Origin of the sequence: Methylobacterium terricola (genome assembly GCF_006151805.1) — a bacterium.
GTDB lineage: Bacteria > Pseudomonadota > Alphaproteobacteria > Rhizobiales > Beijerinckiaceae > Methylobacterium > Methylobacterium terricola.
In genome coordinates this window covers 464,626-486,331 of record NZ_VDDA01000005.1, presented here as the reverse complement: position 1 = coordinate 486,331, position 21,706 = coordinate 464,626, and the positions used below count along the sequence as shown (strand labels likewise).

Genomic DNA, 21,706 nt, shown 5'->3' with positions numbered 1-21,706 from the left:
CATGCGCTCCCACTGAGTGTCGCTAAGAACGAGACGGTCCAGGACGCCCAAAGCGGCTCTCCAAAAAGCAGCCTTGAATCACGTCTCAACCAACCGGGAAACCCCAAGAGTCCACACCGCCTAGGGCGGCAGGAGCGGCGAGCGGCACAGCCGCTGTTCCCGCTGGACTTGCTGTGTCGGCCGGCCGCGTGGCGAGCGAACGCCATGGCCGCCTGCTCCGGCGCGTTGCTGGTGAGCGAAGCGACGATCCTGCCGATCCACCTGCGAGCGGTGGACGGCGCATCAGCCGGAGAGATCGGGCTGATGATGCTGCCGCTGACTGCGACGGTCGGGGTGGGGTCGCTCATCACGGGGCGATTGGTCTCGCGTACTGGGCGTGTCGCCATCTTCCCCGCGGTGGGGCAGACAGCAGCGGCGTTAGGCTTGCTGCTCGTGGCGTTCGGGATGGGCCCGGTTGGGGCGGTGCTCGGCCCTTGGGGGCTGCCGGCGATGCTGGCGGTTGTGGCGGTGTTTCAGGGCTCAGCCATGCCGGTGGCTCAGATCACTATGCAGTCCCAGGCTCCGCCCGCCATGCTGGGGGCCGCGTCTGCGTCCGTGCAACTGTCGCGGTCGGTCGGCTCGGCCATCGGCGTGACCGTCGCTATGGGGGTGCTGTTCGTGGCGCTGGGCCGGAACGCTGCGATTGCTGATGTCTTCGCCGACGCCGTTCGACACGGTTCCGCCGCTCTTGTGAGCTTGCCAGAAGCGTCGCGCGCTTCGGCGGTGACACACATTCAAGGCGGCTTCTCAGCCGCCTTCTCGACCATCGCGCTATTCGCCGTGGTAAATGCTGTTCTGGCTTGGACTTTACCAGTACGGAGATTGTAGATAATGTGCGTCAGGTAGATGCTATTCAGCTAGATTTGGCTTGAGATTAGGCGGCGTGTTGCGGCTCATGACGCGACGATTGCCCGTCATTCGCGTTGGCGCGGTTGCGCGGCTGGACAAGGTGCCGGGATCATGCCGCCTTCGCACGAAACAGGAACGTCGGCTCCTCCTTAGTGGGTCGCTTGATGTAGCGGTCCTCCGCTACCAAAGTTTCAACCCCGCTAAGCAATTAGCGGGGTTTTTGCTTTCTTGCCCTACCACGAGGGCGGCTTTACTTCCTAGCTCAGTGCTAGCGCACCCCCAAAATTTGCTCTGCGCGGGTAACGCTTTGCTGGGGGGTCAGAAAGCACCCTAGCGCGGTTCAAGCGCAGTCAGCCGCACCGCAGTAACCAGACGGGGCTGCCCCTTCGAGCCCCCCTCGCAACGTCCCCGACGACCGCTTCCAGCTGTTCCAGCGCAAGGGCAGCGCCAAGTGGCAGATGCGCTTCAGCATCCGCGGGCCGGGTCGGCTCAAGCGCTCCCTGGATACCGACGATCTCCGTGAAGCGCAGCGCCGGGCCGAGGCCATCTGGTAGGAGGCTACCTACCGCGCGCAGCAGGGGCTCACCGCCCGCGCCCATACGTTCGAGAGCGTGGCGGAGGAGTACATCGCGCAGATCCTGCGCGAGGTGGAGCGGGGCGAACGCCGGGCCGACCAGGGCAAGAGCGAGCCTGCGGTGATCCGGCGGTACTTCGTGGGGTGTTTTCGGCCAGAAACCCGTGGATGCGGTCATTGAGGCTGACCTGGAACGCTATGCAGAGTGGCGGCGCACCTACTGGACTGAAGGCCCAGGCAAGCTCATCACCCACATCGAGTACGAGAGGGGAGGCCACAGGCTGCGCCGGCCCGTACGCCGCTCAGCGCCCTCTCTGAGCCGCCAGCGGGGCGAGCTGGTAGTGCTGCGGCAGCTGCTACGCTGGGCCTCGCGGCAGGGCTACCTAAAGACGCCACCCGAGGTCACCATCAAGGCCCGGCGTACGCCGGACAACCGGCGACCCAGCTTCGAGCCGCATGAGTTCGCGCACCTGCAGAAGGTGAGCCTCGGCCGACTGGGAGATCCCATCATGGATGGCAGCGGAGCCCTGGTGGAAGCCAGATGCTGATCCGGTGTTCCCGAGCGAGGCAGGCAAGCGGATCACGTAAGTGGCCAATGGCTTCACCGAGCTGCTGAAGGCGGCCGGGTTGGAACGGGATCACCGCGGCATCAAACGCACGCCGTACTCTCTCCGGCACTCCTATATCAGCGAGCAGCTGGCCAACGGGTCAGAGGTGCTGGACGTGGCCCGCAACTGCCGCACGTCACTGACCATGATCGACAAGCACTACGGTCAAGGGCAGCGACGTGAATGTGAACGACCTTAAGGTCGTGGATGGAGGGAGACGCCGCACGGGGCCTTCCCGCGCCGGCGCAAGCCACGGCGCGGGACAGCCCTTTGTTGACGGACGATCAGCGCTCAATGATCTGGGGTACGTCGCGCGCCGGCCCAGGCTTGGCGCCGATCCGCCGGTTGATCAAGCTCACGAACGCCGACATGAACGAGGACGCGACGAACTCCCAGGCCTTGGCAACCCGGCGGTCCCTGGCCGTATAATCGCTATTCCTGGCAAGCCAAGCCAGCCAGGGCGTCGTTCAGCTGCTGCGCTGATCTTGGCTAGTGCAATGAGCGGTGGGCGCACAAAAATGTTGAGGGTTCCCCAGTAAACGGCCTCCCCAGTGGCAGTTCGCGCCTGCACCCCGGTGTAGGGCAGGACAGTTAGCGCTGACGCACCGGGAGCGTCATACAACGAATTCGAGGGTTCAGCAGCACTAACGCGCCACTTCGGTGAGCAGCGGTCCAGGGGCAATCTGAGCCCGGCACGAAATCTCGAATAACCCAGCGCAAACAATTGGAGATATCCAGTTGGATATTGTTGATTATCGATCCATGTATAACGCAATCGGGATTTTTTAATAGTATTATTTAAATTATGTCACGCGTTGGAGATAAGATATGAGGGTCTGACCCTCTAACTTGTAAATATAAGCTAACCTATGGTAAATTCGCATAATTTATTTTTTATTATTGTGGTGCGCCAATTCCATGAACGATCATTTGAACAACACTAGCGCTAATATCATTTTTTGTCCATTCGCCACCAATGTGAAACCATTTCGGAATCCAATTCAGCATCCCCATAATGAGAAACTCGACACGAGTGGCATTCTCGGCGCGGATCGAGCCATCACGCATCCCCTGCTCGATGAAGGCGCGGACGCGCTCGTCCTGTCGACGCGCCATCGCCTGGATGGTCTGGCGATCCTCTGGCGTCAGCGAAGATGTCTCCGAGAGAACAGCGACGGGACCATGGTCGGGATCGAGCATCAATTCGACCTGGGTCGTGATGAACGTCACGAGACGATCGAGACCGCTCCCCTCCTGTTGCTCCGCGCGCTCGGAGGCAATCGCGGTCAGCTCGAACGCCCGTAGGTAGACATGGAAAAGCAAGCTCTGCTTGTTCTCAAAATAATTATAGATTGAAGCTTTGCTGATCTTAAGCTCGGCCGCGACATCTTCCAAAGAGGTTCCGCCGAATCCCTTCTTGTTGAACATCTCGGCGGCAACTTGAAGGATTTTGATGCTCCGGAGGCGACGCTGCTCACTACGGTCGAATGGCGAAGGGGAGGGCGGTGGCAGCGAGTTCATGGACCGGACCGGATCAGCTGGGCGAAACGAGGCCTCCCTACCACCGCCCGGAGCGTTCACGAAATCGCCAGGTTTCTCAAAAGTCGGAAGATTGACTCAAAAGTCAGATATGATATCCAAGGGTCAAAGACGATGAGCGGGAGGGGGCGATGGCAGGCTTGTGGAGGTCTCCGCCATGTCGGTCGTGACGAACGCCGCGGCGGCCTCGGGCCTAAGCGGCGGGGGTCGGGCCGCCCCGCTCCGGGCGTCGGGCCTCGGCATCATTCCGGCCTTCGATCTCCGCGTCCTGATGCATCCCGCTTCTCCGGCGGTGCAGCAGGGGAGGCGTACGCGCAGCTATCTCGAACTCGACGACCGCACGCGCCGCCTTGCCGATGCCCTCGCGGCCCGCGGCATCGTGCGGGGCGACCGCATCGCGGTGCTGGCCGAGAATTGCCTCGAATACATCGAGATCCAGCTCGCTGCGGCTCGCCTCGGCGTGACGGTGGCGTGCCAGAACTGGCGGCTCTCGACGACGGAACTGTGCCACTGCATCGGTCTGGCCGCGCCGAAGCTCCTGATCGTGACGAAGCGCTACGAGCAGCGCGCGCCCCTGGTGGCGCCCGACGTCGCGGTGCTGGTCGTCGGCGAGGCCTACGAGGCCTGGATCGCAGCCGCACAGCCGCTGCCGGGCAACGGCCTGGCCGATCCCGAGGACGGCATCGTCATCCTGTATACGAGCGGCACCACCGGGCTGCCGAAGGGCGCCGTCATCAGCCATCGGGCGATGGTGTCGCGCTGCCTCGTCAACAACGCCAACGGCGCCCTCGCGCTGGACGGGACGCAGCTCGCCTGGGCGCCGCTGTTCCACATGATCGGGACCGACATGGTCCTCGGCACCCTCATCGGCGGGGGCAAGGTGATCGTGACGGACGGCTTCACCGCCGCCGAGGTGGTCGAGATCGTCGGCCGCGAGCGGCTGGGCTGGCTCAACGTCATGCCGGGGGTGGTCGAGCCCATCATCGACGAGATGACGCGGACGGGCATCAGGCCCGTCGGCATCCGGGCGATCGGCTGCATGGCGGACCTCGTGCCGCGCCACCAGCTCGCCGAGATCACGCGGCTGCTCGGCGCGCCCTATGCCAACAGCTTCGGCTCGACCGAGACCGGCAGCCCGCCGGCGACTCGCAGCCTGATCCCGATCGGCACGATCCCCGACCACCTGCGCAAGGAGCAGAGCCGGTTCTGCGACGTCGTTCTGCTGGACGAAGAGGATCGTCCGGTCGCCCCGGGCCAGCCCGGCGCCATCGCGGTGCGCGGTCCGACGCTGTTCAGCGGCTATGTCGGGGACGAGGCCGCGACTGCGCGGGACTTCCGCAACGGCTGGTTCCACATGGGCGACGTCTTCGTGCGCCACGCGGACGGCACCCTCGAATTCGTCGACCGCCGCAAGTATCTGATCAAGTCCGGCGGCGAGAACATCTACCCGGCCGAGATCGAGCGCGTGCTGCTCGCCTCCGATCGCATCGTCGATGCCGCCGTGGTCAGGTCCCCGCATCCGGGCTGGGGCGAGGTGCCGGTCGTCTTCGTGGTCCGGAGCGATCCGCACCTCACCGAGGCCGACGTGATCGCGCTCTGCCGCGCAGCCCTCGCCGGCTACAAGACGCCCAAGGCCGTCCACTTCGTCGGCACGGACGAGCTGCCGCGGAACGCGACCGGCAAGATCGTGCGCCACGAGCTCGAGCGTCGTCTCGCGGCCATGGAGGTGGGGGCATGAGCGAGTCCGCCGCCATCGTCACCGTCGAGGGGCCGCTCGCCTGGATCACCCTCAACCGTCCCGACGACCTCAACGCGATGTCGCCGGCCCTGATCGAAGACCTGGACCAGGCCGTGACGGCCGTGGAGCAGGACCCGCGCGTCAGGGTCGTGGCCATCACCGGCCGGGGACGCGCCTTCTCGGCGGGTGGCGATCTCAAGAGCTTCCGTGACCGGATCCTCGCCGGGAACCTCGAATCGTTCCATGCCGGCCTTCGGCGCGGCCAGGAGGTCTTCCGCCGTATCGAGACCCTGCCGCTGCCGGTGATCGCGTCCGTGAACGGCTACGCCATCGCGGGCGGCCTCGAGCTGGTGCTGGCTTGCGACCTCGTCGTCGCCGCCGCCGGCGCCCGGATGGGCGACGGCCACGCCAAGTTCGGCGTCATCCCGGGCGCCGGGGGCAGCGTGCGGCTTCCCCGCAAGATCCCGGTCGCGCTCGCCAAGCAACTCCTCTTCACCGCCGAGCTCGTCCCCGCCGAGACGCTGCGGGGGTGGGGGCTCGTCAACGAGGTCGTCCCGGATGCCGAGCTGCCCGCGGCCGTCACCGCCCTGGCCGGCCGGATCGCGAAGGCGAGCCCGCTGACGCTGCGCGTGATGAAAGGGTTGGTGGATGGCGGCCTCGACACGTCGATCGAGGAGGCGCTGGAGGCGGAGCTGACGGCCTTCCGCCGCTACGCCGAAAGCCACGACCTGCGCGAGGGCCTCTCGGCCTTCGAGGAGAAACGACAGCCTCGCTTCAGAGGCGAGTGACCGCAGGCAACGACCTGCACGAACGATCCCCAGGAGGAAACGAACGATGCGCCCCCTTTCCCTCGGCCTCGCGCTTCTCGCCGGCACGGTCGCTGCGGCGGACCCCGGGCCGGCTTCGGCCCAGATCTCGGGCAACAGCGTGAAGATCGGTGTTCTCACCGACATGGCCGGCATCTTCTCCGATGCCAACGGCAAGGGATCGGTGGTCGCCGCCCAGATGGCCGTCGCCGATGCCGGCGGCAAGGTCGGAGACGTTCCGATCGAGCTCATCTGGGCCGACCACCAGAACAAGCCCGACATCGGCGCGAGCATCGCCCGCAAATGGTACGACTCGGAGGGCGTCGACGTCATCGTCGACATTCCCGTCTCGCCGATCGCCCTCGCCGTGCAGCGCCTGGCGGACGAGAAGAAGAAGATCGCCCTCCTGTCGAGCGCAGGGTCCTCCGACATCACGGGCAAGTTCTGCACCGGGACCACGATCCAGTGGACCTACAACACCTACGCGCTCGCGAACGTCGCCGGGCGGGCGGCGGTGCGGCGCGGCGACGATACGTGGTTCTTCATCACGACCGATTACGGCTTCGGCCACGCCCTCGACCGCGATGCCACCGAGGCCGTCACCGCCAGCGGCGGCAAGGTTCTCGGACGCGCACTCAACCCGATCGCCACGGCCGACTTCTCCTCCTACATCCTGACCGCGCAGGCCTCCGGGGCGAAGGTGGTGGCGCTCGCGAGCTCCGGGAACGACATGCAGACCGCCGTCAAGCAGGCGGGGGAGTTCGGCCTCGTGGGCGGTGGCCAGAAGCTGCTCGGCCTGCTCTTCGACGTCACCGACGTGAAGGGGCTCGGCCTCAAGGCGACGCAGGGCATGCTCCTGTCGACGCCCTTCTACTGGGATCGCGATGCCGAGAGCCGCGCCTTCGCGGAGCGTTTCCGCAAGGCTCATGGCGCCATGCCGACCATGCACCAGGCCGGCGTCTACTCGGCGGTCTCGCACTACCTGAAGGCCGTGAAGACGCTCGGCTCCGACGCCGCCGAGGCGGTGGTGGCCGAGATGCGCCGCACGCCCGTCAACGACGTCTTCGCCAAGAGCGGGCGCGTCCGCGAGGACGGCCAGATGGTGCACGACTTCTTCCTGGCGGAGGTGAAGACCCCGGCGGAATCGAAGGGCGAGTGGGACTACTACAAGATCTTGGCAACCGTCCCCGGCGACGAAGCGTATCAGCCGGCCGACCGCTGCCCGCGCGTGAAGAAGTAGGGGGGCGGCATGTCGAACCTGCCAGCGCGCGTCACCATCAACGAGGAAGGTCCCCGCGAGGGATTCCAGATCGAACCCGGACCGATCCCGACCGCGCGCAAGATCGAGTTGATCGACGCGCTCTCGCGCACCGGGCTGAGGACGATCCAGGTCGGCTCCTTCGTCAACCCGAAGCGGGTGCCGGGATGGGCGGATGTCGACGCGGTCGTCGAGGGCTTCCGGCGCGATCCGGGTATCCGCTACACGGCGATCTGGCTCAACGCCCAGGGGTTCGAGCGCGCTCTCCGGCACCGGGACCGGCTGACGCTGACGGGTCTCGCCCTCAGTGCCGCCTCGGAAACCTTCCTGGTCAAGAACCAGAACAAGACCCTCGCCGACAACGTCGAGGCCCAGCGTGCGCAGCTGCGGCTGTACCGCGATCACGGCCTCGAGTCGGTGACGGCGCAGGTCATGGCGGCCTTCGGGTGCAACTACGAGGGCGACGTCCCCGTCCGGGCCGTCGTCGAGCAGGCCGCGATCCTGCTTGATCTGGCGGGGGAGTGCGGGTTCCGGCCGCGAACCTTGTCCCTGGCCGACACGATGGGCTGGGCGACGCCGCTCGGCATCCGGCGCGTCGTCGGCGCGGTGTGCGAGCGCTGGCCGGACCTGCCCCTCACCCTCCACCTGCACGACACGCGGGGGCTGGGTCTCGCCAATGCCTTCGCGGGCCTCGAGATGGGCGTTGCCGAGTTCGACGCCTCAGTGGCGGGCCTGGGGGGCTGCCCCTTCGCCGGGCATACCGGAGCCGCCGGCAACGTCTGCACCGACGACCTCGTCTTCCTCTGCGACGAACTCGGGATCGAGACCGGCATCGATCTGGAGGCGCTGATCGCGGCCTCCCGCCTCGCCGAGGCGATCGTCGGGCATCCCCTGCCGGGTGCCGTCCGCCGCGGCCGCTCGCTGGCCTCGATCCGGCACGCCAGGGCCGGCCTCACCGCCGCCTGACCGCCGCCCTCAGACCCACGAACCGGCCTGTATCATGACCGTCATCCAAACCGCCATCGACACCGCGGGCGCCACGTACCGCACCAACCGCGAGGAGATGCTGGCGCGCATCGCGGAGCTGCGCGGCTACGAGGAGCGGGTGCGGCAGCTCTCGAACGCGCAGCGCGACAAGTTCGCCAAGCGCGGCCAGCTCGCACCGCGCGACCGCATCGCCCTCCTCCTCGATCGGGGCGCGCCGTTCCTCGAACTGTCGACGCTCGCGGGCTTCGCGATGCACGACGACGACGGCCGCGAGACCCTGATGGGCGGGGGCGTCATTGCGGGGATCGGCTACGTGTCGGGCATGCGCTGCATCGTCGCCGCCTCGGATTCCGGCATCAAGGGCGGCATCTTCACGCCGATGGGGCTGCGCAAGCAGCTCCGGTTCCAGGAGATCGCGCTCGCCAACAAGCTGCCCCTCGTCAGCCTCATCGAGTCCGGCGGCGCCAACCTGAACTACCAGTCCGAGATCTTCGTCGAGGGCGGCAAGCTGTTCCGCAACCAGGCGCGGCTCTCCGCGGCCGGCATCCCGCAGATCACGGTGGTGCACGGCTCGTCCACCGCCGGCGGCGCCTACGTGCCCGGGCTGTCCGACTACGTCGTCATGGTGAAGGGCCGCGCCAAGGTGTTCCTGGCGGGCCCGCCGCTCCTCAAGGCCGCGACCGGCGAGATCGCGACGGACGAGGAGCTGGGCGGCGCCGAGATGCACGCCACGGTGTCGGGTGTCTCGGACTACCTCGCCGAGGACGATACGGACGGCATCCTGCTCGCCCGCGAGATCGCCGCCCGGCTGCGCTGGAACGACGGCGTGACGGCGCCCGCCGGGCGGGCCTACCGCGCGCCCCTGTACGAGGCCGAGGAACTCGCCGGGGTCGTGCCGGTCGATTATCGCCAGCCCTACGACGTGCGCGAGGTGATCGCCCGCCTCGTCGACGGCTCGGACTTCCTCGAGTTCAAGGCGCTGTTCGGCTCCCTCACGGTCTGCGGCCAGGCCGAGATCGAGGGGCAGGCCTGCGCCATCGTCGGCAACAACGGTCCGATCGACGCCGACGGGGCGGTCAAGGGCGCGCAGTTCATCCAGCTGATGTGCCAGGCCGGCACCCCGATCATCTACCTGCAGAACATCACCGGCTTCATGGTCGGCGTCGACGCCGAGCAGCGCGGCATCGTGAAACACGGCTCGAAGATGATCCAGGCCGTGACGAATGCGAGCGTCCCGCAGATCACGCTGCAGATCGGCGCCAGCTTCGGGGCCGGCAACTACGGCATGTGCGGGCGCGGCTTCGACCCGCGCTTCCTGTTCGCCTGGCCGAACAACCGGATCTCGGTGATGGGCGGCGAGCAGGCCGCGAAGGTGCTGAGCATCGTGGCCGAGGGCCGGGATCTGCGGGCCGGGCGCGAGCCCGACCGGGAGGCGATGGCCGCCCTGGAGCGCAGCACGATCGACCAGTTCGCCCGGGAATCGACGGCCTACTACGCCACCGCGCGCCTCTGGGACGACGGCATCATCGATCCGCGCGACTCTCGCCGCGTGCTCGCGCTGTGCCTGTCCGTCTGCCGCGAGGCCGACCGGCGCGGGCTGCGCCCGTCGAGCTTCGGCGTCGCCCGCGTCTGACCCCTCCATCCGCCGCGAGGCCGCATGCCCTCTCTCCCCGACACATCGGCGATCCGGCTCGACCTGCAGGGACCGGTGCTCCACCTCTGGCTGAACCTGCCCGAGGCCCGCAATCCCCTCACGATCGAGGTGCAGCGCGAGATCCTGGCGACGTTCGGCGCCATCGCCGAGGACCGGACGGTCCGCGTCGTCGTGATCCGGGGCGCGGGGGGCACGTTCAGCGCCGGCGGCAACCTCAAGGCTTTCGCGAGCGCCGCCGCGTTGCGGCCGGAGGACGGCGCGGATGATCCGCTGCGCGCGGAGAACCGCCATTTCGGCGCGATGATGCAGACCATCAACGAGGCGCCCCAGGCCATCGTCTGCGTGGTCGAGGGCCACGCGCTCGGCGGCGGCTTCGGCCTCGCCTGCGTCGGCGACGTGACGATCGTGCGCGACGACGCCCAGTTCGGCCTGTCGGAGGTGATGCTCGGCCTCGTACCGGCCTCGATCTCCCCCTTCGTGGTTCAGCGCATCGGCCTGACGGCGGCGCGGCGCTTCGGCGTCTCGGGTGCGCGCCTGTCGGGCCGCGAGGCGGTGGCGGTCGGGATCGCGCACGAGAGCGCGGCGTCGGCCGAGGATCTCGAGCGTGCCGTCGCGCAGGCCATCGCTCAGATCCTGCGCTGCGCGCCCGGCGCAGTCGCCGAGACCAAGCGCCTCCTCTTCCGTGCCGCCGGCCCGACCCCGATGGACGAACTCCTGGATCGCGCGGCCGAGAGCTTCTGCGCGGCCGTTCGCAGCGACGAGGGTCGCGAGGGCATCGCGGCCTTCCTCGATCGGCGCCCCCCCAACTGGAAACCGGCCTGAGCCATGTTCACGACCGTCCTCATCGCCAATCGCGGCGAGATCGCCTGCCGGATCATCCGCACGGCGCGCGCCCTCGGCTATCGCACCGTCGCGGTCTACAGCGAGGCCGACGCGGATGCGCGCCACGTCCGCCTCGCCGACCTTGCCGTCCCGATCGGTCCGGCCTCCGCTTCGGCGAGCTATCTCGACATCGGGGCCGTCCTCGCCGCCGCCGAGCAGGCCGGCGCCGACGCCATCCACCCGGGCTACGGCTTCCTGTCGGAGAACGGCGACTTTGCCGAAGCCTGCGAGCGGGCGGGGATCGTCTTCATCGGGCCGACGCCGGGCGCGATCCGGGCGATGGGCAACAAGGCCGCGGCGAAACGGCTGATGATCGCGGCGTCGGTGCCCTGCGTCCCGGGCTACCAGGGGGCCGATCAGTCCGACGCGGCGCTGATGGAGGCGGCCGACCGGATCGGCTTGCCGATCATGGTCAAGGCTGCCGCCGGCGGCGGCGGTCGCGGCATGCGCCTCGTCCACGAATGGGCGGACCTCGCGGCGGCGCTGGCGGGCGCGCGGTCGGAAGCCACGAGCGCCTTCGGGTCCGGGGAGCTGATCCTGGAGAAGGCCGTCATCGACGCCCGGCACGTCGAGATCCAGGTCTTCGCGGACTCGCACGGCAACGTCGTGCATCTGGGCGAGCGCGACTGCTCGATCCAGCGCCGGCATCAGAAGGTCGTGGAAGAGGCGCCGTCGCCGGCCGTCGACCCCGCCTTGCGCGCCCGCATGGGAGCCGCCGCCGTGGAGGCCGCCCGGGCGATCGACTACCGGGGCGCCGGCACCGTCGAGTTCCTGCTCGCCGCGTCGGGCGAGTTCTACTTCCTGGAGATGAACACGCGCCTCCAGGTCGAGCATCCCGTGACCGAGCTGGTGACCGGGCTCGACCTCGTGGAATGGCAATTGCGGGTGGCGAACGGCGAGAGCCTGCCGCGGCGGCAGGACGAGATCGTGCTGCGCGGCCACGCCATCGAGGTGCGGCTCTACGCCGAGGACCCCTATGACGGGTTCCTCCCCCAGACGGGAACGATCCTGGAATGGCGGCCGGCCGAGGGGGCGGGGCGCCGGGTCGACCATGGCCTCCGGGTCGGCCAGGCCATCGGCACGTTCTACGATCCGATGCTCGCCAAGGTCATCGCCACCGGTGCGACGCGGGAAGAGAGCCGCAGGCGTCTGGTTCGCGCCCTCGACGAGACCTGCCTGCTCGGCGTCACCACCAATCGCCACTTCCTGGCGCGGGTTCTGGACCATCCGGAATTCCGCGAGGGGAGCGCGACGACTGCGTTCCTGGTCCGGCATGCCGATGATTTCGCGACCGGGCCGGAGCCGTCGCGCGCCATCCTGGCGCTGGCCGCCATCCTGCTGCGCACCCGTGGCCAGCGGGACGAAACCCTCACGGCCGATTGGTCTTCGACCGGGGCCGGCCATGCCCCTTCGAGGCTGAGGGTCGGTGGACGAAACGTCGATCTCGTGCTGGGTCGCGAACCGGACGGCAGCTGGCGTGTCCGTCAGGGCGAGGGCGAGACGTCACTGGCCGTCGAGATCGAGAACGGCTCCGCGCGCTTCCTCGTCGATGGCGTGGTTCGGCAAGCGCGCTTCGCCTTCGATGCCGCGGAGCGCCTGCATCTCGATGGCGACGGATTGTACCTCGTCGCCGAGGAAACGCTGCTTCACCGGACGAGCGAGGCCGACCGATCCGATAGTGGACGGGTTCTCGCGCCCATGAGCGGCGTCGTCACCGATGTGCTCGCTCGGGTCGGGGACCGGGTGTCGAAGGGAGATCCGATCCTGGTGCTGGAAGCGATGAAGATGCAGCTTCGCGTCGTCGCTCAAAGCGATGGAGATATCGCCACGCTGAGTGTCAAGCGCGGAGACCAGGTGTCGATCCGCCAGCTCCTCGCCACGTTGGCGACCGAATAACAACCGATCCCGCGCCATCGGATGGCGATGACGCGACCATCCGGTACCTGTGCAATCTGATCAAGCGCGGCCTCATGCCGTAGGAGGGCGGAGAATGTCCGCAAGCAGCAGCCGCAAGGTCGTGATTACTTGTGCGGTGACCGGGTCGATCCATACGCCGTCGATGTCGCCCCATCTTCCGGTCACCGCAGAGGAGATCGCGGAGGCGGCGATCGGAGCGGCAGAAGCCGGTGCCGCGATCGTTCATCTTCACGCCCGGGATCCGCGGACCGGCGCTCCCGACCAGTCACCGGAGGCGTTCCTGCCGTTCTTGCAGGTCATCAAGCAGCGGTCTGATTGCGTCGTGAACATCACGACCGGCGGAGCGGCGACCATGCCGATCACCGAGCGTATCGCTCCCGCCTCGCGCTTCAAGCCAGAGGTCGCGAGTCTCAACATGGGATCGATGAACTTCGGTCTTTTCCCGATGCTGAGACGCTTCAAGCACTTCAAGCACGATTGGGAGCGTCCCTATCTCGAGGGGTCGCGAGACCGGATTTTCAAAAACACATTCGCCGATATCGAATACATACTGACTTCATGTGCCGAAAATGGTACGCGCTTCGAGGTAGAGTGCTACGATATCGGGCATCTCTACACGCTCGCACACTTTGCGGATCGCGGAATCATCAAGCCGCCTTTCTTCGTGCAGAGTGTTTTCGGCATCCTCGGTGGCATCAGCGTACATCCCGAAGACGTTGCTCACATGAAGCGGACGGCGGATCGCCTGTTTGGAGCGGATTACCGGTGGTCGGTTCTGGGCGCCGGACGGCACCAGCTTCCCATCGCCGCCATGTCGGTTGCGATGGGTGGTCACGTTCGGGTCGGGCTCGAGGATTCCATCTGGCTCGGAGCCGGGCGTCTCGCAGAATCGAACGCGCAGCAGGTCCGGGCCGTCCGTCAGATCATCGAAGGGCTCGGCCTGGAGATCGCACGGCCCGAGGATGCGCGCGTCGAGTTGAATCTGAAAGGGAGCGATAAAGTCGGGTTCTGAAGCGGTTGCCTTTCGCGAGGTTGAAATCGGCCTCGGAGATGTCGTCCAGAGTTTATTCACATCTCAGGCTCGACGCCATCATGATACCGGTGCGGCGATCGGGCGCGAAAATCATACGAATGGGAGGAGAGGAAGATGAAACGCTTACTGCGCTTGGCTTTCCCAGTAGCCATGGTTCTCTTGGGCGCTGCCGGACTGCATGCTCAGGAATCGGGAGGTTCCGAACTTCGCTACGGACCGACGAACAGCGGGCCGGTTCCGATTCCGCCGGCCGAACGCGGGCTCGCCACCGTTGTCGCCGAGCCCTGGTTCAAAGTGTCCGACCAAGGCTTGCAGCTCGAAGGTCCGTCCTTCGATCGCGACAACAACCTCATCTTTCTGGAGGTTTTTGGGGGGCGCGTCTTCAAGCTGACGCCTGAGAAGACGTTGAGCACCATCGTTCCACCCAACAAACTCGCGCCGGCTGGTATCGCCATCCACAAGGATGGCCGGCTTTTTGTTGCGGGCCTCGGCAATTTCAAGGATACCGGGTCGGTCATCGCCGTCAATTCCGATGGCTCCGGACAGGAGACGATCATTCCGGCGTCGGCTGGGTATCTCGTGGACGACCTGGTGTTCGACTCGAAGGGTGGTTTTTATTTCACGGATTTCCGCGGATCGACTTCGGAGCCGACGGGCGGCGTTTACTATGTTTCGCCTGATTTCAAGGTGGTCACACCGATCCTCAAGAATATGGCTGTTGCCAACGGGATAAGCTTGAGCCCGAACGGGAAGGAGCTGTGGGTTACCGAATTGAGCCGCGGTCTGCTGCACCGGGTCGAGCTGGAAGACCCGACGACGATTGCGCCCTACGGGACTGCCATTGCATACCACTTCACGGGTCCGGCGCCGGACTCGATGCGAGCGGACAGTGACGGCAACCTCTACGTTGCGATGTACATGCAGGGCCGCGTTCTCGTCTTCAATCGCAGCGGGATACCGATCGGACAAATTCTGATCCCCGGACGTGACGAGGGGCACAATCTGCGCACGACCAGTCTCGCGATCCGACCCGGCACCAACGACCTGTATATCGTCACGAACGACGCGGCCGGAGGCATGGGCGCAACAATATTCCATGCCAAAGGTTTTGCGAAAGCACTGCCGCTGTACTCGCATCGTTGATCAGATGCATGGCCATTCCAGCCACCATGGATCCGTGTCTCGGACGTGGCAGGCTGTCGGTATCTGGAGCCGGAGAGCAACTCCGCCTCCTCCATCATCGATCACAGGCGCTTCCGTTCAACAGAAAACGCCAGCGGCGGGCACGCAGAGCCGGCTACTCGACGGCCGGCGTTGACCGCGACGCTCCGGGACGCGATCTAGCGCGGTCTGCGATGCGCGCCGGACTGGTCGGTCGGCATGAACGGGGCGATCGCCTGCCACGGCTCGTCCACCAGCCAAAACAGCTCTGCCATAGCCTCCGCCATCTGGAGACGCTTTGGATTCACGTCTTACTCATCGCCGCAATACCTTGATCAGGTTTAGAGCCTTAGTCTTCCAGAAAGCCGATGCTGGCCGCGACGGACTTCAGGCGGTCCGGTCGCGGGTCACCAAACCGGGCTGTCCGCTTCGTCATGGCTCCATCCTCACGGAAGCTGGAGCCTCGGGGAAACCCGGGGCGGTTCGGCTTGGGCACCAGCATCAGGCCAGCGGTATCAGCGATCCGCAGCCACTCCAGACGGTCGAGCTTGGCGGCTGGGGGCTTGCTCGCGCAGCGTGCGCAGGCCGGGAATGAGGATGGGCGTCACGGCCCTTACGGCCGCGACCTGGGAGGGATCGTGGAAGTAGCCCTCCTCGTGGAGCAGGGCGAGCACGGCCAGGAGTTCGCCGCCATGCTCGACGCAGACGTTCATGGCGCTGCCGAGCCCAAGGCTCTCGATGAGCGCGTGGTCGGCATAGGCCCAGCGAAGCGCCGCCCGGTCGGGACCCAGGAAGGGCTGCCGGCGCCGGAGCACGAGCTCGCCCCAGGGCGTCGCGGCGAACGCCTTTCGCCCGCCGAGCGGATAGGCCGCGGGGTTCGACGAGTAGATGCGCTCGACCTCGTCGCCCGGCCGGCACAGGAGCACGGTGAACAGCCGATGCCCGAGAAGGGTCTGGAGAGCGTTCTCGACGGAAGCGAAGGCGGCCTCCGGTCGCGCGTCCCGCGCCAGCGTCTCGGCGAGGGTCGTGAGGGGAGTGAGCCAGTCGGTCATCGGGCAGGTGCCTTCTGCGACCGTTCCGGCAGGATGCCGTTCGGCCGCACACTGAGGACGAGGAGAAGGCCGAGGCCGACGATGATCTCGCGCAGGGACGCAGCCTGGACGGGGGCGAGGCCCGGCACCAGATCGGCCAGGAAGCGCGTCGCCTCCAGGAAGGCCACCAGGGCGTAGGCGCCGATGACCGCGCCGGCCGGGCGCGTGTTGCCGCCGGCGGTCACGGCGAGAAAGATGTAGATCGTGACGAGCGGCTGGAACTGGTCGGGCGCGACGTAGCTCGTGTAATGGCCGTAGAGCGCGCCGGCGAGCGCCGCGATGGCCGAGGCGATGCAGAAGGCCTCCGCCTTGAAGCGTACGGTGCTCTTGCCGGCGACCGACGCGACGGTCTGGTCCTCGCGGATCGCCCGCAACGTCCGGCCCCAGGGCGCGGCGAGAAGGCGGCGTTGCAGCCCATAGACGAGGGCGACGGCGACGACCACGACGGCGAGCGTGCCGGCATGGAAGCCGAGGCCGAGATCGCGCGGCACCATCACGGGCACGCCCGGGATGCCGTCGGTGCCGCCCGTCAGCCAGACCTCGTTGGAGGCGACGACGCGCACGACCTCGGCGAAGCCCAGCGTCACGATGGCGAGGTAGTCGTCCCGCAGCTTGAGGGTCGAGATGCAGACCAGGAGGCCGACCGCACCTCCGACGATGATCGCGATGGCGAGGCCGGCGGGGATCGGCGCATGGTGCCAGGTCGTCGCCATGGCCGAGGCGTAGGCGCCGATGGCGAAGAAGCCGGCAAGGCCGAGATTGACGAGGCCCGCGAGCCCCCAGGACAGCATCAGGCTCTGCGCGAGGAGCGCGTAGATCGACCCGATGACGAGGGCGAAGAGAATGTAGGTCAGCATCGCGTCACCGCACGGCCCGGCCGAGGAGGCCCGCGGGCCGGAAGCTCAGGACGAGGAAGATGACCGCGAAGCTCACGGCCAGCCGGTAGGCGGGCGCGAGGGCGAGCGACGACATCTCCTCGGTGATCCCGATGAGGAAGGCGCCGACGACCGCGCCCGGAATGCTGCCGAGGCCGCCGACGACCGCGGCCGCGAAGACGGACAGGAGGATGCGCCCGCCCGTGAGGGGATCGAGCGAGGCGTCGAGCCCGATGAGCGTGCCGCCGACGCCGCAGAGGCCCGCACCGAGGAACACCGTCACGAGCGCGACGACCGTCGGGTCGACGCCCTTGAGCCGGGCGAGGTTCGGGTTGTCGGCGACGGCGCGCATCGACCGGCCGAGGCTGGTGAGCGACAGGAAGGCCCAGAAGGCCGCCATGGCGGCGAGCGCGAAGCCGACGCTCGCGAGCTGCTGCGGGCCGATCCGGACCGGGCCGAACACGATGTCGCGGGCGAGCGGCAGGTCGAAGGCCTTCAGGTCGTTGCCGAAGGCGAAGCGGATGACGTTCTCCAGCACCATGCCGACCGCCAGCGAGCCGATCGCCTTCATGAGGTGGCCGGCCCGGCCGAGCCGGTCGAGGGCCGCGAACTCGACCGCGACGCCCGCCAGGCCCGCCACGACGAACCCGATCGCGACCGCGACCGGGATCGGCGCACCGAGGCCCACATTGGCGAGCCAGGCGCCGTAGGCGCCCGCCGTCGCGAGCGCCCCGATGGCGAAGTTCGGGAAGCGCAGAACGGCGAAGATCGCGCTGAAACCGAGCGCCGGGACCGCGAGGAGCGATCCCGCCACCAGCCCGTTGACGAGCGTCTGAAGCAGGGCCTCCATGGTCTCAAGCGATCTTGATCAGGGTGATCTTGCCGCCGCGAACCTGCTCGTAGCGGAACTTCGCGTCGGTGACGTCGCCGGTTTCCGTGAAGTCGCACGGACCGGAGGCGCCGTCGTAATCGACCTTGCGGCCGGCCGCGATGAGCTTGAGCCCGTCGACCGCGGTGTCGACCCGCTCGCCGCCGCCCTGCGACACCTTCCGGATGTTGTCCCTGATCACCGTGCCGGTGTCGCCGCGGCCGAGGCCGAGTGCCATCGCGACGAGGCTGATCTGGTCGTAGACCTGGCAGCTATAGGTGTCGGGGGTTTCCATGCCGGCGAGGCGGGCGACGTGCGCGTAGCCGTTCGAGCCCGCCGCGGCCGACGGGGACAGGGTGAGGATGCCCTCGCTCACGTCGGGCGGGAGTGCCTCGACGAGCTGCTTGTTGACCGCGTAGCCGAAGCCGATCAGCTTGCCCCGGTAGCTCGCGCGGTAGAGGTCGCGCACGAGGATTGCGGTGTCGGTCGCGTAGCCGCCCATGATGATCGCGTCGGGCTTTCCCCGCAGCACCGAGTCGACCTCGGTGCGCAACGTCGTCTTCTTGTCGTCGTAGACGAGCTTCGTGGTCTTGCCACCCGCGGCTGTGACGACCTTGGTGATCTCGGCGTATTGGCTGTCCGTGAACGGCGTCTGCGGGGACAGGAAGGTGACGTTCTTGGCGCCGCTCTCCAGGGCGAACTCGCCGAACTTGCGGCCCTGCAGGGTGGTGTTCGGCTGGGTGCGGACGAGGAAGCCGCGATGTGGCAGGAGCGTGATCGAATCTGCCCCCGAGACCGTGGTCAGGAAGGTGCCGGATTCCCAGGCCACCGGCGCCACCGCCGTGGTGACCGAGGAGGCCCAGGTGCCGATGATCGCCGCGACCTTGTCGACGTCGATCAGCTTGCGGGCCGCCCGCAACCCCGCCTCGGGGTTGGTCTGGTCGTCCTCGGAGAGGATGAGAAGCTCACGGCCGTTGACGCCGCCGGCCTTGTTGATCTCCTCGGCCGCGCGCTTCACGACGCTCGCCATGACGGGCCCGTAGGCGCCGCCCGAGCCGGTCAGCGGGGTGAGGGTGCCGAGCCGGATCGGGCCCGACTGCGCACGCAGGACCGCCGGCATGGCGAGCGTGCCGGAGAGCGCGAGGCTCGATCCGAGGAAGAAACGACGATTGATCATGCTCATGCTCCGCTTTCCCTGCGTTACCTGATCGATGTTACTGGCCCTGCGGTCCGGGCGTCGATTGCCGTCCGCCGAGGAACAGGCGGCGGATGTCGGGATCACCGGCGACAGCCGCCGCCGGTCCGTCGAGATGGTTGCGCCCATCGACCAGCACGGTGGCGCGGTCGGAGATCTCCAGCGCCTCGAGGGCGTTCTGCTCGACCATCAGCACGGCGAGCCCGTCCCGGGCGATGCCCCGGATGGTGGCGAAGAGGTCGTGGGCGGCCGCAGGGCTCAGGCCCGCCGTCGGCTCGTCGAGGAGGAGCGCCTTCGGCCGCGCCATCAGGGCCATGGCCATGGCGAGGATCTGCCGCTGCCCGCCCGACAGGCTGCCGGCCGGATCCCGCCGCTTCTCGGCCAGCATGGGGAAGCGGGCATAGGCCTCGGCCGAGCGGGCCTTCGCCTCGCGGGGCGCGAAGAGGCAGCCCATCTCCAGGTTCTCGGCCACCGTCAGGGAGGCGAAGACGTTGTGCTCCTGCGGCACGAAGCCGAGCCCGGCGCGGGCCAGCGCCTGGGGCGAGCGCCCGGCGAGATCCTGCCCGGCGAGGCGGACGGCGCCCGCCGAGGGCTTGAGCAGGCCGGAGACGAGCTTGAGGGCCGTCGACTTCCCGGCTCCGTTCGGGCCGATGATCGTCACGAGCTCGCCCGCATCGGCGGAGAGCGCGACGCCCTTGACGATCTGCTCGGCCGACGGATAGCCGCCGACGAGATCCGTGGCTTCCAGCAGCATCAGCGCCGCCCTCCGAGATAGGCATCCTGAACCTCGCGGTTCTCGCGGACCTCGTCGAAGCTGCCCTCGGCGAGGGTGCGCCCACGGGCCATGACGACGACGCGGCGGCAGAGGCGCTCGATCAGCGCCATGTCGTGCTCGATGAGCAGGATCGTCATGCCGTCCGCCGCCAGGGCCAGGAGTTCGTCGCCGATCTCCTCGGCGAGGGTCGGGTTCACGCCGGCCGCCGGCTCGTCGAACAGGATCATGCCGGGCTCGGCCATCAGCGCGCGCCCGATCTCCAGGAGCTTCTTCTGGCCACCGGACAGATCGGTCACGCGGTTGTCGATGACGTGCGAGAGGCGTAGGCGGCCGGCGACCGCCAGCGCCGTCTCGGCCAGTTCTTCTTCGCGGCGTCGCGCGGCGGCGGAGCCGACGATCGCGGTCACGAGGCTCTCGCCGGGCTGGCGCACGCCGTAGACCATCAGGTGCTCGAACACCGTGAGGGCGGGGAAGCCGCGCGCGATCTGGAACGTGCGGACGAGGCCGTGGCGCGTGATGCGATGCGGGCTCTCGCGCTCGATGCGCCGCCCGGCATAGGTGATCGTTCCCGATTGGGCCCGGTGGAGGCCCGAGATCACGTTGAAGAGCGTCGTCTTGCCGGCGCCGTTCGGGCCGACGAGACCGGTCACCTGACCCGGCGCGATGTCGAAGCTGACGCCGTCGAGCGCACGCAGCCCACCGAAGGACAGCATGACGTCGCGGACCGACAGGATGGCCTCTGCTGAAGCGGGGGAAGGAGCGGTGCGTGTCACGAACGGCCTCCGATGCCGTGCCGCCGAGCCGTTCCGGCGTGCCGCAGATGCCGGATCGCCGGCAGGACGGGATTGCTGGTCGCGTTACGCATCGCAATCGGCCGCCTGGCCGAGAGAGAGGCGCGCGGTCCGCTCGTCGTCGAGGAGTGTCCGGGCCGGACCGCTCATCGCGACGCGGCCGAGATCCATGATGGCGCCGACGTCGGAGATCGTCAGGGCTTGGCGCGCCCGCGGCTCGATCAGCAGCACCGCGGTGCCGCCGGCCGCCGGCGCGGCGATGCGCCGGAATCTGTCATTGACCAGGGCCGGCGGGAGAGCGGCGATCGGCTCGTCGAGGACGATGAGGCGCGGGCGGGTCATCCGGGCACGGGCGAAGGCGAGTTGCTGGCGCTCGCCGCCCGACAGGCCGCCGTCGCGCCGTCGCAAGGCTACGAGGCCGACCGGCCAGGCGGCGAGAAGGGCGAGCACCGCGCCGGCCGCGAAGCCGAGGGGACTCGGGTAGCCCCACGCCGTCAGGATCGCCGGGGCATAGGCGCCGATGGAGAAGAAGCCGACGAGCCCGACATCGGTGAGCCCGGTCTGCAGGTTGAGGCCGAGCGTCAGCAGGGTGAAGATCGCGATCGCGATCTTGTCGGTGAAGCCGACGAAGGGCGTGGCGACGTCCTGGACGATGCCGAGCAGGATGCCGGCCACCACCGCCCCGAGCGGGCTGCCGATCCCGCCGAGCACCGCCGCCGCGAAGGCCGGCAGAACCAGGTTCCAGCCGAGATCCGGCGTCACCACGGTCTTGAGGCCCAAAACCAGCCCGGCCACTGCCGAGACGCCGCCGGCGAGCGCCCACAGGGTCAGCATCACCCGGGTCGGATCGATGCCGAAGACGCGCGCCAGGGAGGGATCGGCCGCGACCGCGAAGGCCGCGTCGGCGCTCGCCGACATCACGTCGCCCGTCGCTGCGTTGGGACAGCGCGCGACCCCGAAGACCAGGGTGACGGCGAGGGCGGAGAGCCCGATCACGAGACCTGACATCAGGCCCGTGACGAGCGGATCGGGGGAGAGCATCGGGTCGCCTGGAGGAGGATGGCGG

Annotated in this window: 20 protein-coding genes; 12 read left to right on the top strand and 8 right to left on the bottom strand. The window is 67.8% G+C overall.

What is annotated here, in order from left to right; translation table 11 throughout:
- The 3 genes from FF100_RS15560 to FF100_RS37890 all read left to right on the top strand — a co-directional run.
- Positions 1-867, top strand: an 867-nt coding sequence (locus tag FF100_RS15560; RefSeq protein WP_139036582.1) for an MFS transporter, incomplete at its 5' end; no start/stop codon positions are given.
- A gap of 759 nt (positions 868-1,626) precedes the next feature.
- A complete protein-coding gene (locus FF100_RS37895) occupies positions 1,627-2,010 on the top strand; it encodes a hypothetical protein (RefSeq protein WP_246102094.1) in 384 nt (127 codons plus the stop codon).
- Between the two features lie 40 nt (positions 2,011-2,050).
- A complete protein-coding gene (locus FF100_RS37890) occupies positions 2,051-2,269 on the top strand; it encodes a site-specific integrase (RefSeq protein WP_246102093.1) in 219 nt (72 codons plus the stop codon).
- Between the two features lie 698 nt (positions 2,270-2,967).
- Here the strand turns inward: FF100_RS37890 and FF100_RS15550 are convergent.
- Positions 2,968-3,591, bottom strand: a complete 624-nt coding sequence (locus FF100_RS15550; RefSeq protein ID WP_139036581.1) for a TetR/AcrR family transcriptional regulator — start codon at positions 3,589-3,591, stop codon at positions 2,968-2,970.
- 175 nt (positions 3,592-3,766) lie between these two features.
- Here FF100_RS15550 and FF100_RS15545 point away from each other — a divergent pair, with 175 nt between their 5' ends.
- From FF100_RS15545 to FF100_RS15505, 9 genes are all read left to right on the top strand, one after another.
- Positions 3,767-5,347 (top strand): class I adenylate-forming enzyme family protein, encoded by a 1,581-nt coding sequence (locus tag FF100_RS15545; RefSeq protein WP_139036580.1) that lies wholly within the window; start codon positions 3,767-3,769, stop codon positions 5,345-5,347.
- Positions 5,344-6,135, top strand: coding sequence for an enoyl-CoA hydratase/isomerase family protein (locus FF100_RS15540; protein WP_139036579.1), 792 nt, complete (start codon positions 5,344-5,346; stop codon positions 6,133-6,135). Before FF100_RS15545 ends, FF100_RS15540 begins: the two co-directional genes overlap by 4 nt.
- Before the next feature lie 46 nt (positions 6,136-6,181).
- Positions 6,182-7,393: an ABC transporter substrate-binding protein gene (locus FF100_RS15535; protein WP_139036578.1), complete on the top strand. Its 1,212-nt coding sequence runs from the start codon at positions 6,182-6,184 to the stop codon at positions 7,391-7,393.
- A gap of 9 nt (positions 7,394-7,402) precedes the next feature.
- Positions 7,403-8,377, top strand: coding sequence for a hydroxymethylglutaryl-CoA lyase (locus FF100_RS15530; protein ID WP_139036577.1), 975 nt, complete (start codon positions 7,403-7,405; stop codon positions 8,375-8,377).
- Positions 8,378-8,411: 34 nt separating this feature from the next.
- A complete protein-coding gene (locus FF100_RS15525; protein WP_139036576.1) occupies positions 8,412-10,031 on the top strand; it encodes an acyl-CoA carboxylase subunit beta in 1,620 nt (539 codons plus the stop codon).
- Between the two features lie 24 nt (positions 10,032-10,055).
- Entirely contained in the window at positions 10,056-10,874 is an 819-nt protein-coding gene (locus tag FF100_RS15520) for an enoyl-CoA hydratase/isomerase family protein (protein ID WP_139036575.1), read from the top strand.
- A gap of 3 nt (positions 10,875-10,877) precedes the next feature.
- On the top strand, positions 10,878-12,830 hold the full coding sequence (locus tag FF100_RS15515; protein ID WP_139036574.1) for an acetyl/propionyl/methylcrotonyl-CoA carboxylase subunit alpha: 1,953 nt from the start codon (positions 10,878-10,880) through the stop codon (positions 12,828-12,830).
- 94 nt (positions 12,831-12,924) lie between these two features.
- Positions 12,925-13,863, top strand: a complete 939-nt coding sequence (gene kce / locus FF100_RS15510) for a 3,5-dioxohexanoate:acetyl-CoA acetone transferase (RefSeq protein ID WP_139036573.1) — start codon at positions 12,925-12,927, stop codon at positions 13,861-13,863.
- Between the two features lie 135 nt (positions 13,864-13,998).
- Positions 13,999-15,027, top strand: a complete 1,029-nt coding sequence (locus FF100_RS15505; RefSeq protein WP_139036572.1) for an SMP-30/gluconolactonase/LRE family protein — start codon at positions 13,999-14,001, stop codon at positions 15,025-15,027.
- 533 nt (positions 15,028-15,560) lie between these two features.
- Here FF100_RS15505 and FF100_RS15500 read toward each other — a convergent pair.
- The 7 genes from FF100_RS15500 to FF100_RS37075 all read right to left on the bottom strand — a co-directional run bounded on the left by FF100_RS15500 (position 15,561) and on the right by FF100_RS37075 (position 21,681).
- The gene (locus tag FF100_RS15500) at positions 15,561-16,097 is read right to left on the bottom strand and encodes a GAF domain-containing protein (protein ID WP_205824892.1); all 537 of its coding nucleotides are present in this window, start codon (positions 16,095-16,097) and stop codon (positions 15,561-15,563) included.
- Positions 16,094-16,993, bottom strand: coding sequence for a branched-chain amino acid ABC transporter permease (locus FF100_RS15495; protein WP_139036571.1), 900 nt, complete (start codon positions 16,991-16,993; stop codon positions 16,094-16,096). The genes FF100_RS15500 and FF100_RS15495 overlap by 4 nt, the downstream gene beginning before the upstream one ends.
- A gap of 4 nt (positions 16,994-16,997) precedes the next feature.
- Complete coding sequence (locus tag FF100_RS15490; RefSeq protein WP_139036570.1) at positions 16,998-17,861, bottom strand: branched-chain amino acid ABC transporter permease; 864 nt, start codon at positions 17,859-17,861, stop codon at positions 16,998-17,000.
- Positions 17,862-17,865: 4 nt separating this feature from the next.
- Complete coding sequence (locus FF100_RS15485) at positions 17,866-19,056, bottom strand: ABC transporter substrate-binding protein (RefSeq protein WP_171070182.1); 1,191 nt, start codon at positions 19,054-19,056, stop codon at positions 17,866-17,868.
- Between the two features lie 37 nt (positions 19,057-19,093).
- Positions 19,094-19,828: an ABC transporter ATP-binding protein gene (locus FF100_RS15480; RefSeq protein ID WP_171070181.1), complete on the bottom strand. Its 735-nt coding sequence runs from the start codon at positions 19,826-19,828 to the stop codon at positions 19,094-19,096.
- Complete coding sequence (locus FF100_RS15475) at positions 19,828-20,622, bottom strand: ABC transporter ATP-binding protein (RefSeq protein ID WP_246102092.1); 795 nt, start codon at positions 20,620-20,622, stop codon at positions 19,828-19,830. Before FF100_RS15475 ends, FF100_RS15480 begins: the two co-directional genes overlap by 1 nt.
- A gap of 84 nt (positions 20,623-20,706) precedes the next feature.
- Entirely contained in the window at positions 20,707-21,681 is a 975-nt protein-coding gene (locus FF100_RS37075; protein WP_171070180.1) for an ABC transporter permease subunit, read from the bottom strand.
- Positions 21,682-21,706 lie beyond the last annotated feature (25 nt).

Bases quoted from the DNA above. Each gene is read 5' to 3' on its own strand.
- FF100_RS15550 (WP_139036581.1), bottom strand. From the start codon at position 3,591: ATGAACTCGCTGCCACCGCCCTCCCCTTCGCCATTCGACCGTAGTGAG.
- FF100_RS15545 (WP_139036580.1), top strand. From the start codon at position 3,767: ATGTCGGTCGTGACGAACGCCGCGGCGGCCTCGGGCCTAAGCGGCGGG.
- FF100_RS15540 (WP_139036579.1), top strand. From the start codon at position 5,344: ATGAGCGAGTCCGCCGCCATCGTCACCGTCGAGGGGCCGCTCGCCTGG.
- FF100_RS15535 (WP_139036578.1), top strand. From the start codon at position 6,182: ATGCGCCCCCTTTCCCTCGGCCTCGCGCTTCTCGCCGGCACGGTCGCT.
- FF100_RS15530 (WP_139036577.1), top strand. From the start codon at position 7,403: ATGTCGAACCTGCCAGCGCGCGTCACCATCAACGAGGAAGGTCCCCGC.
- FF100_RS15525 (WP_139036576.1), top strand. From the start codon at position 8,412: ATGACCGTCATCCAAACCGCCATCGACACCGCGGGCGCCACGTACCGC.
- FF100_RS15520 (WP_139036575.1), top strand. From the start codon at position 10,056: ATGCCCTCTCTCCCCGACACATCGGCGATCCGGCTCGACCTGCAGGGA.
- FF100_RS15515 (WP_139036574.1), top strand. From the start codon at position 10,878: ATGTTCACGACCGTCCTCATCGCCAATCGCGGCGAGATCGCCTGCCGG.
- kce (WP_139036573.1), top strand. From the start codon at position 12,925: ATGTCCGCAAGCAGCAGCCGCAAGGTCGTGATTACTTGTGCGGTGACC.
- FF100_RS15505 (WP_139036572.1), top strand. From the start codon at position 13,999: ATGAAACGCTTACTGCGCTTGGCTTTCCCAGTAGCCATGGTTCTCTTG.
- FF100_RS15500 (WP_205824892.1), bottom strand. From the start codon at position 16,097: ATGACCGACTGGCTCACTCCCCTCACGACCCTCGCCGAGACGCTGGCG.
- FF100_RS15495 (WP_139036571.1), bottom strand. From the start codon at position 16,993: ATGCTGACCTACATTCTCTTCGCCCTCGTCATCGGGTCGATCTACGCG.
- FF100_RS15490 (WP_139036570.1), bottom strand. From the start codon at position 17,861: ATGGAGGCCCTGCTTCAGACGCTCGTCAACGGGCTGGTGGCGGGATCG.
- FF100_RS15485 (WP_171070182.1), bottom strand. From the start codon at position 19,056: ATGATCAATCGTCGTTTCTTCCTCGGATCGAGCCTCGCGCTCTCCGGC.
- FF100_RS15480 (WP_171070181.1), bottom strand. From the start codon at position 19,828: ATGCTGCTGGAAGCCACGGATCTCGTCGGCGGCTATCCGTCGGCCGAG.
- FF100_RS37075 (WP_171070180.1), bottom strand. From the start codon at position 21,681: ATGCTCTCCCCCGATCCGCTCGTCACGGGCCTGATGTCAGGTCTCGTG.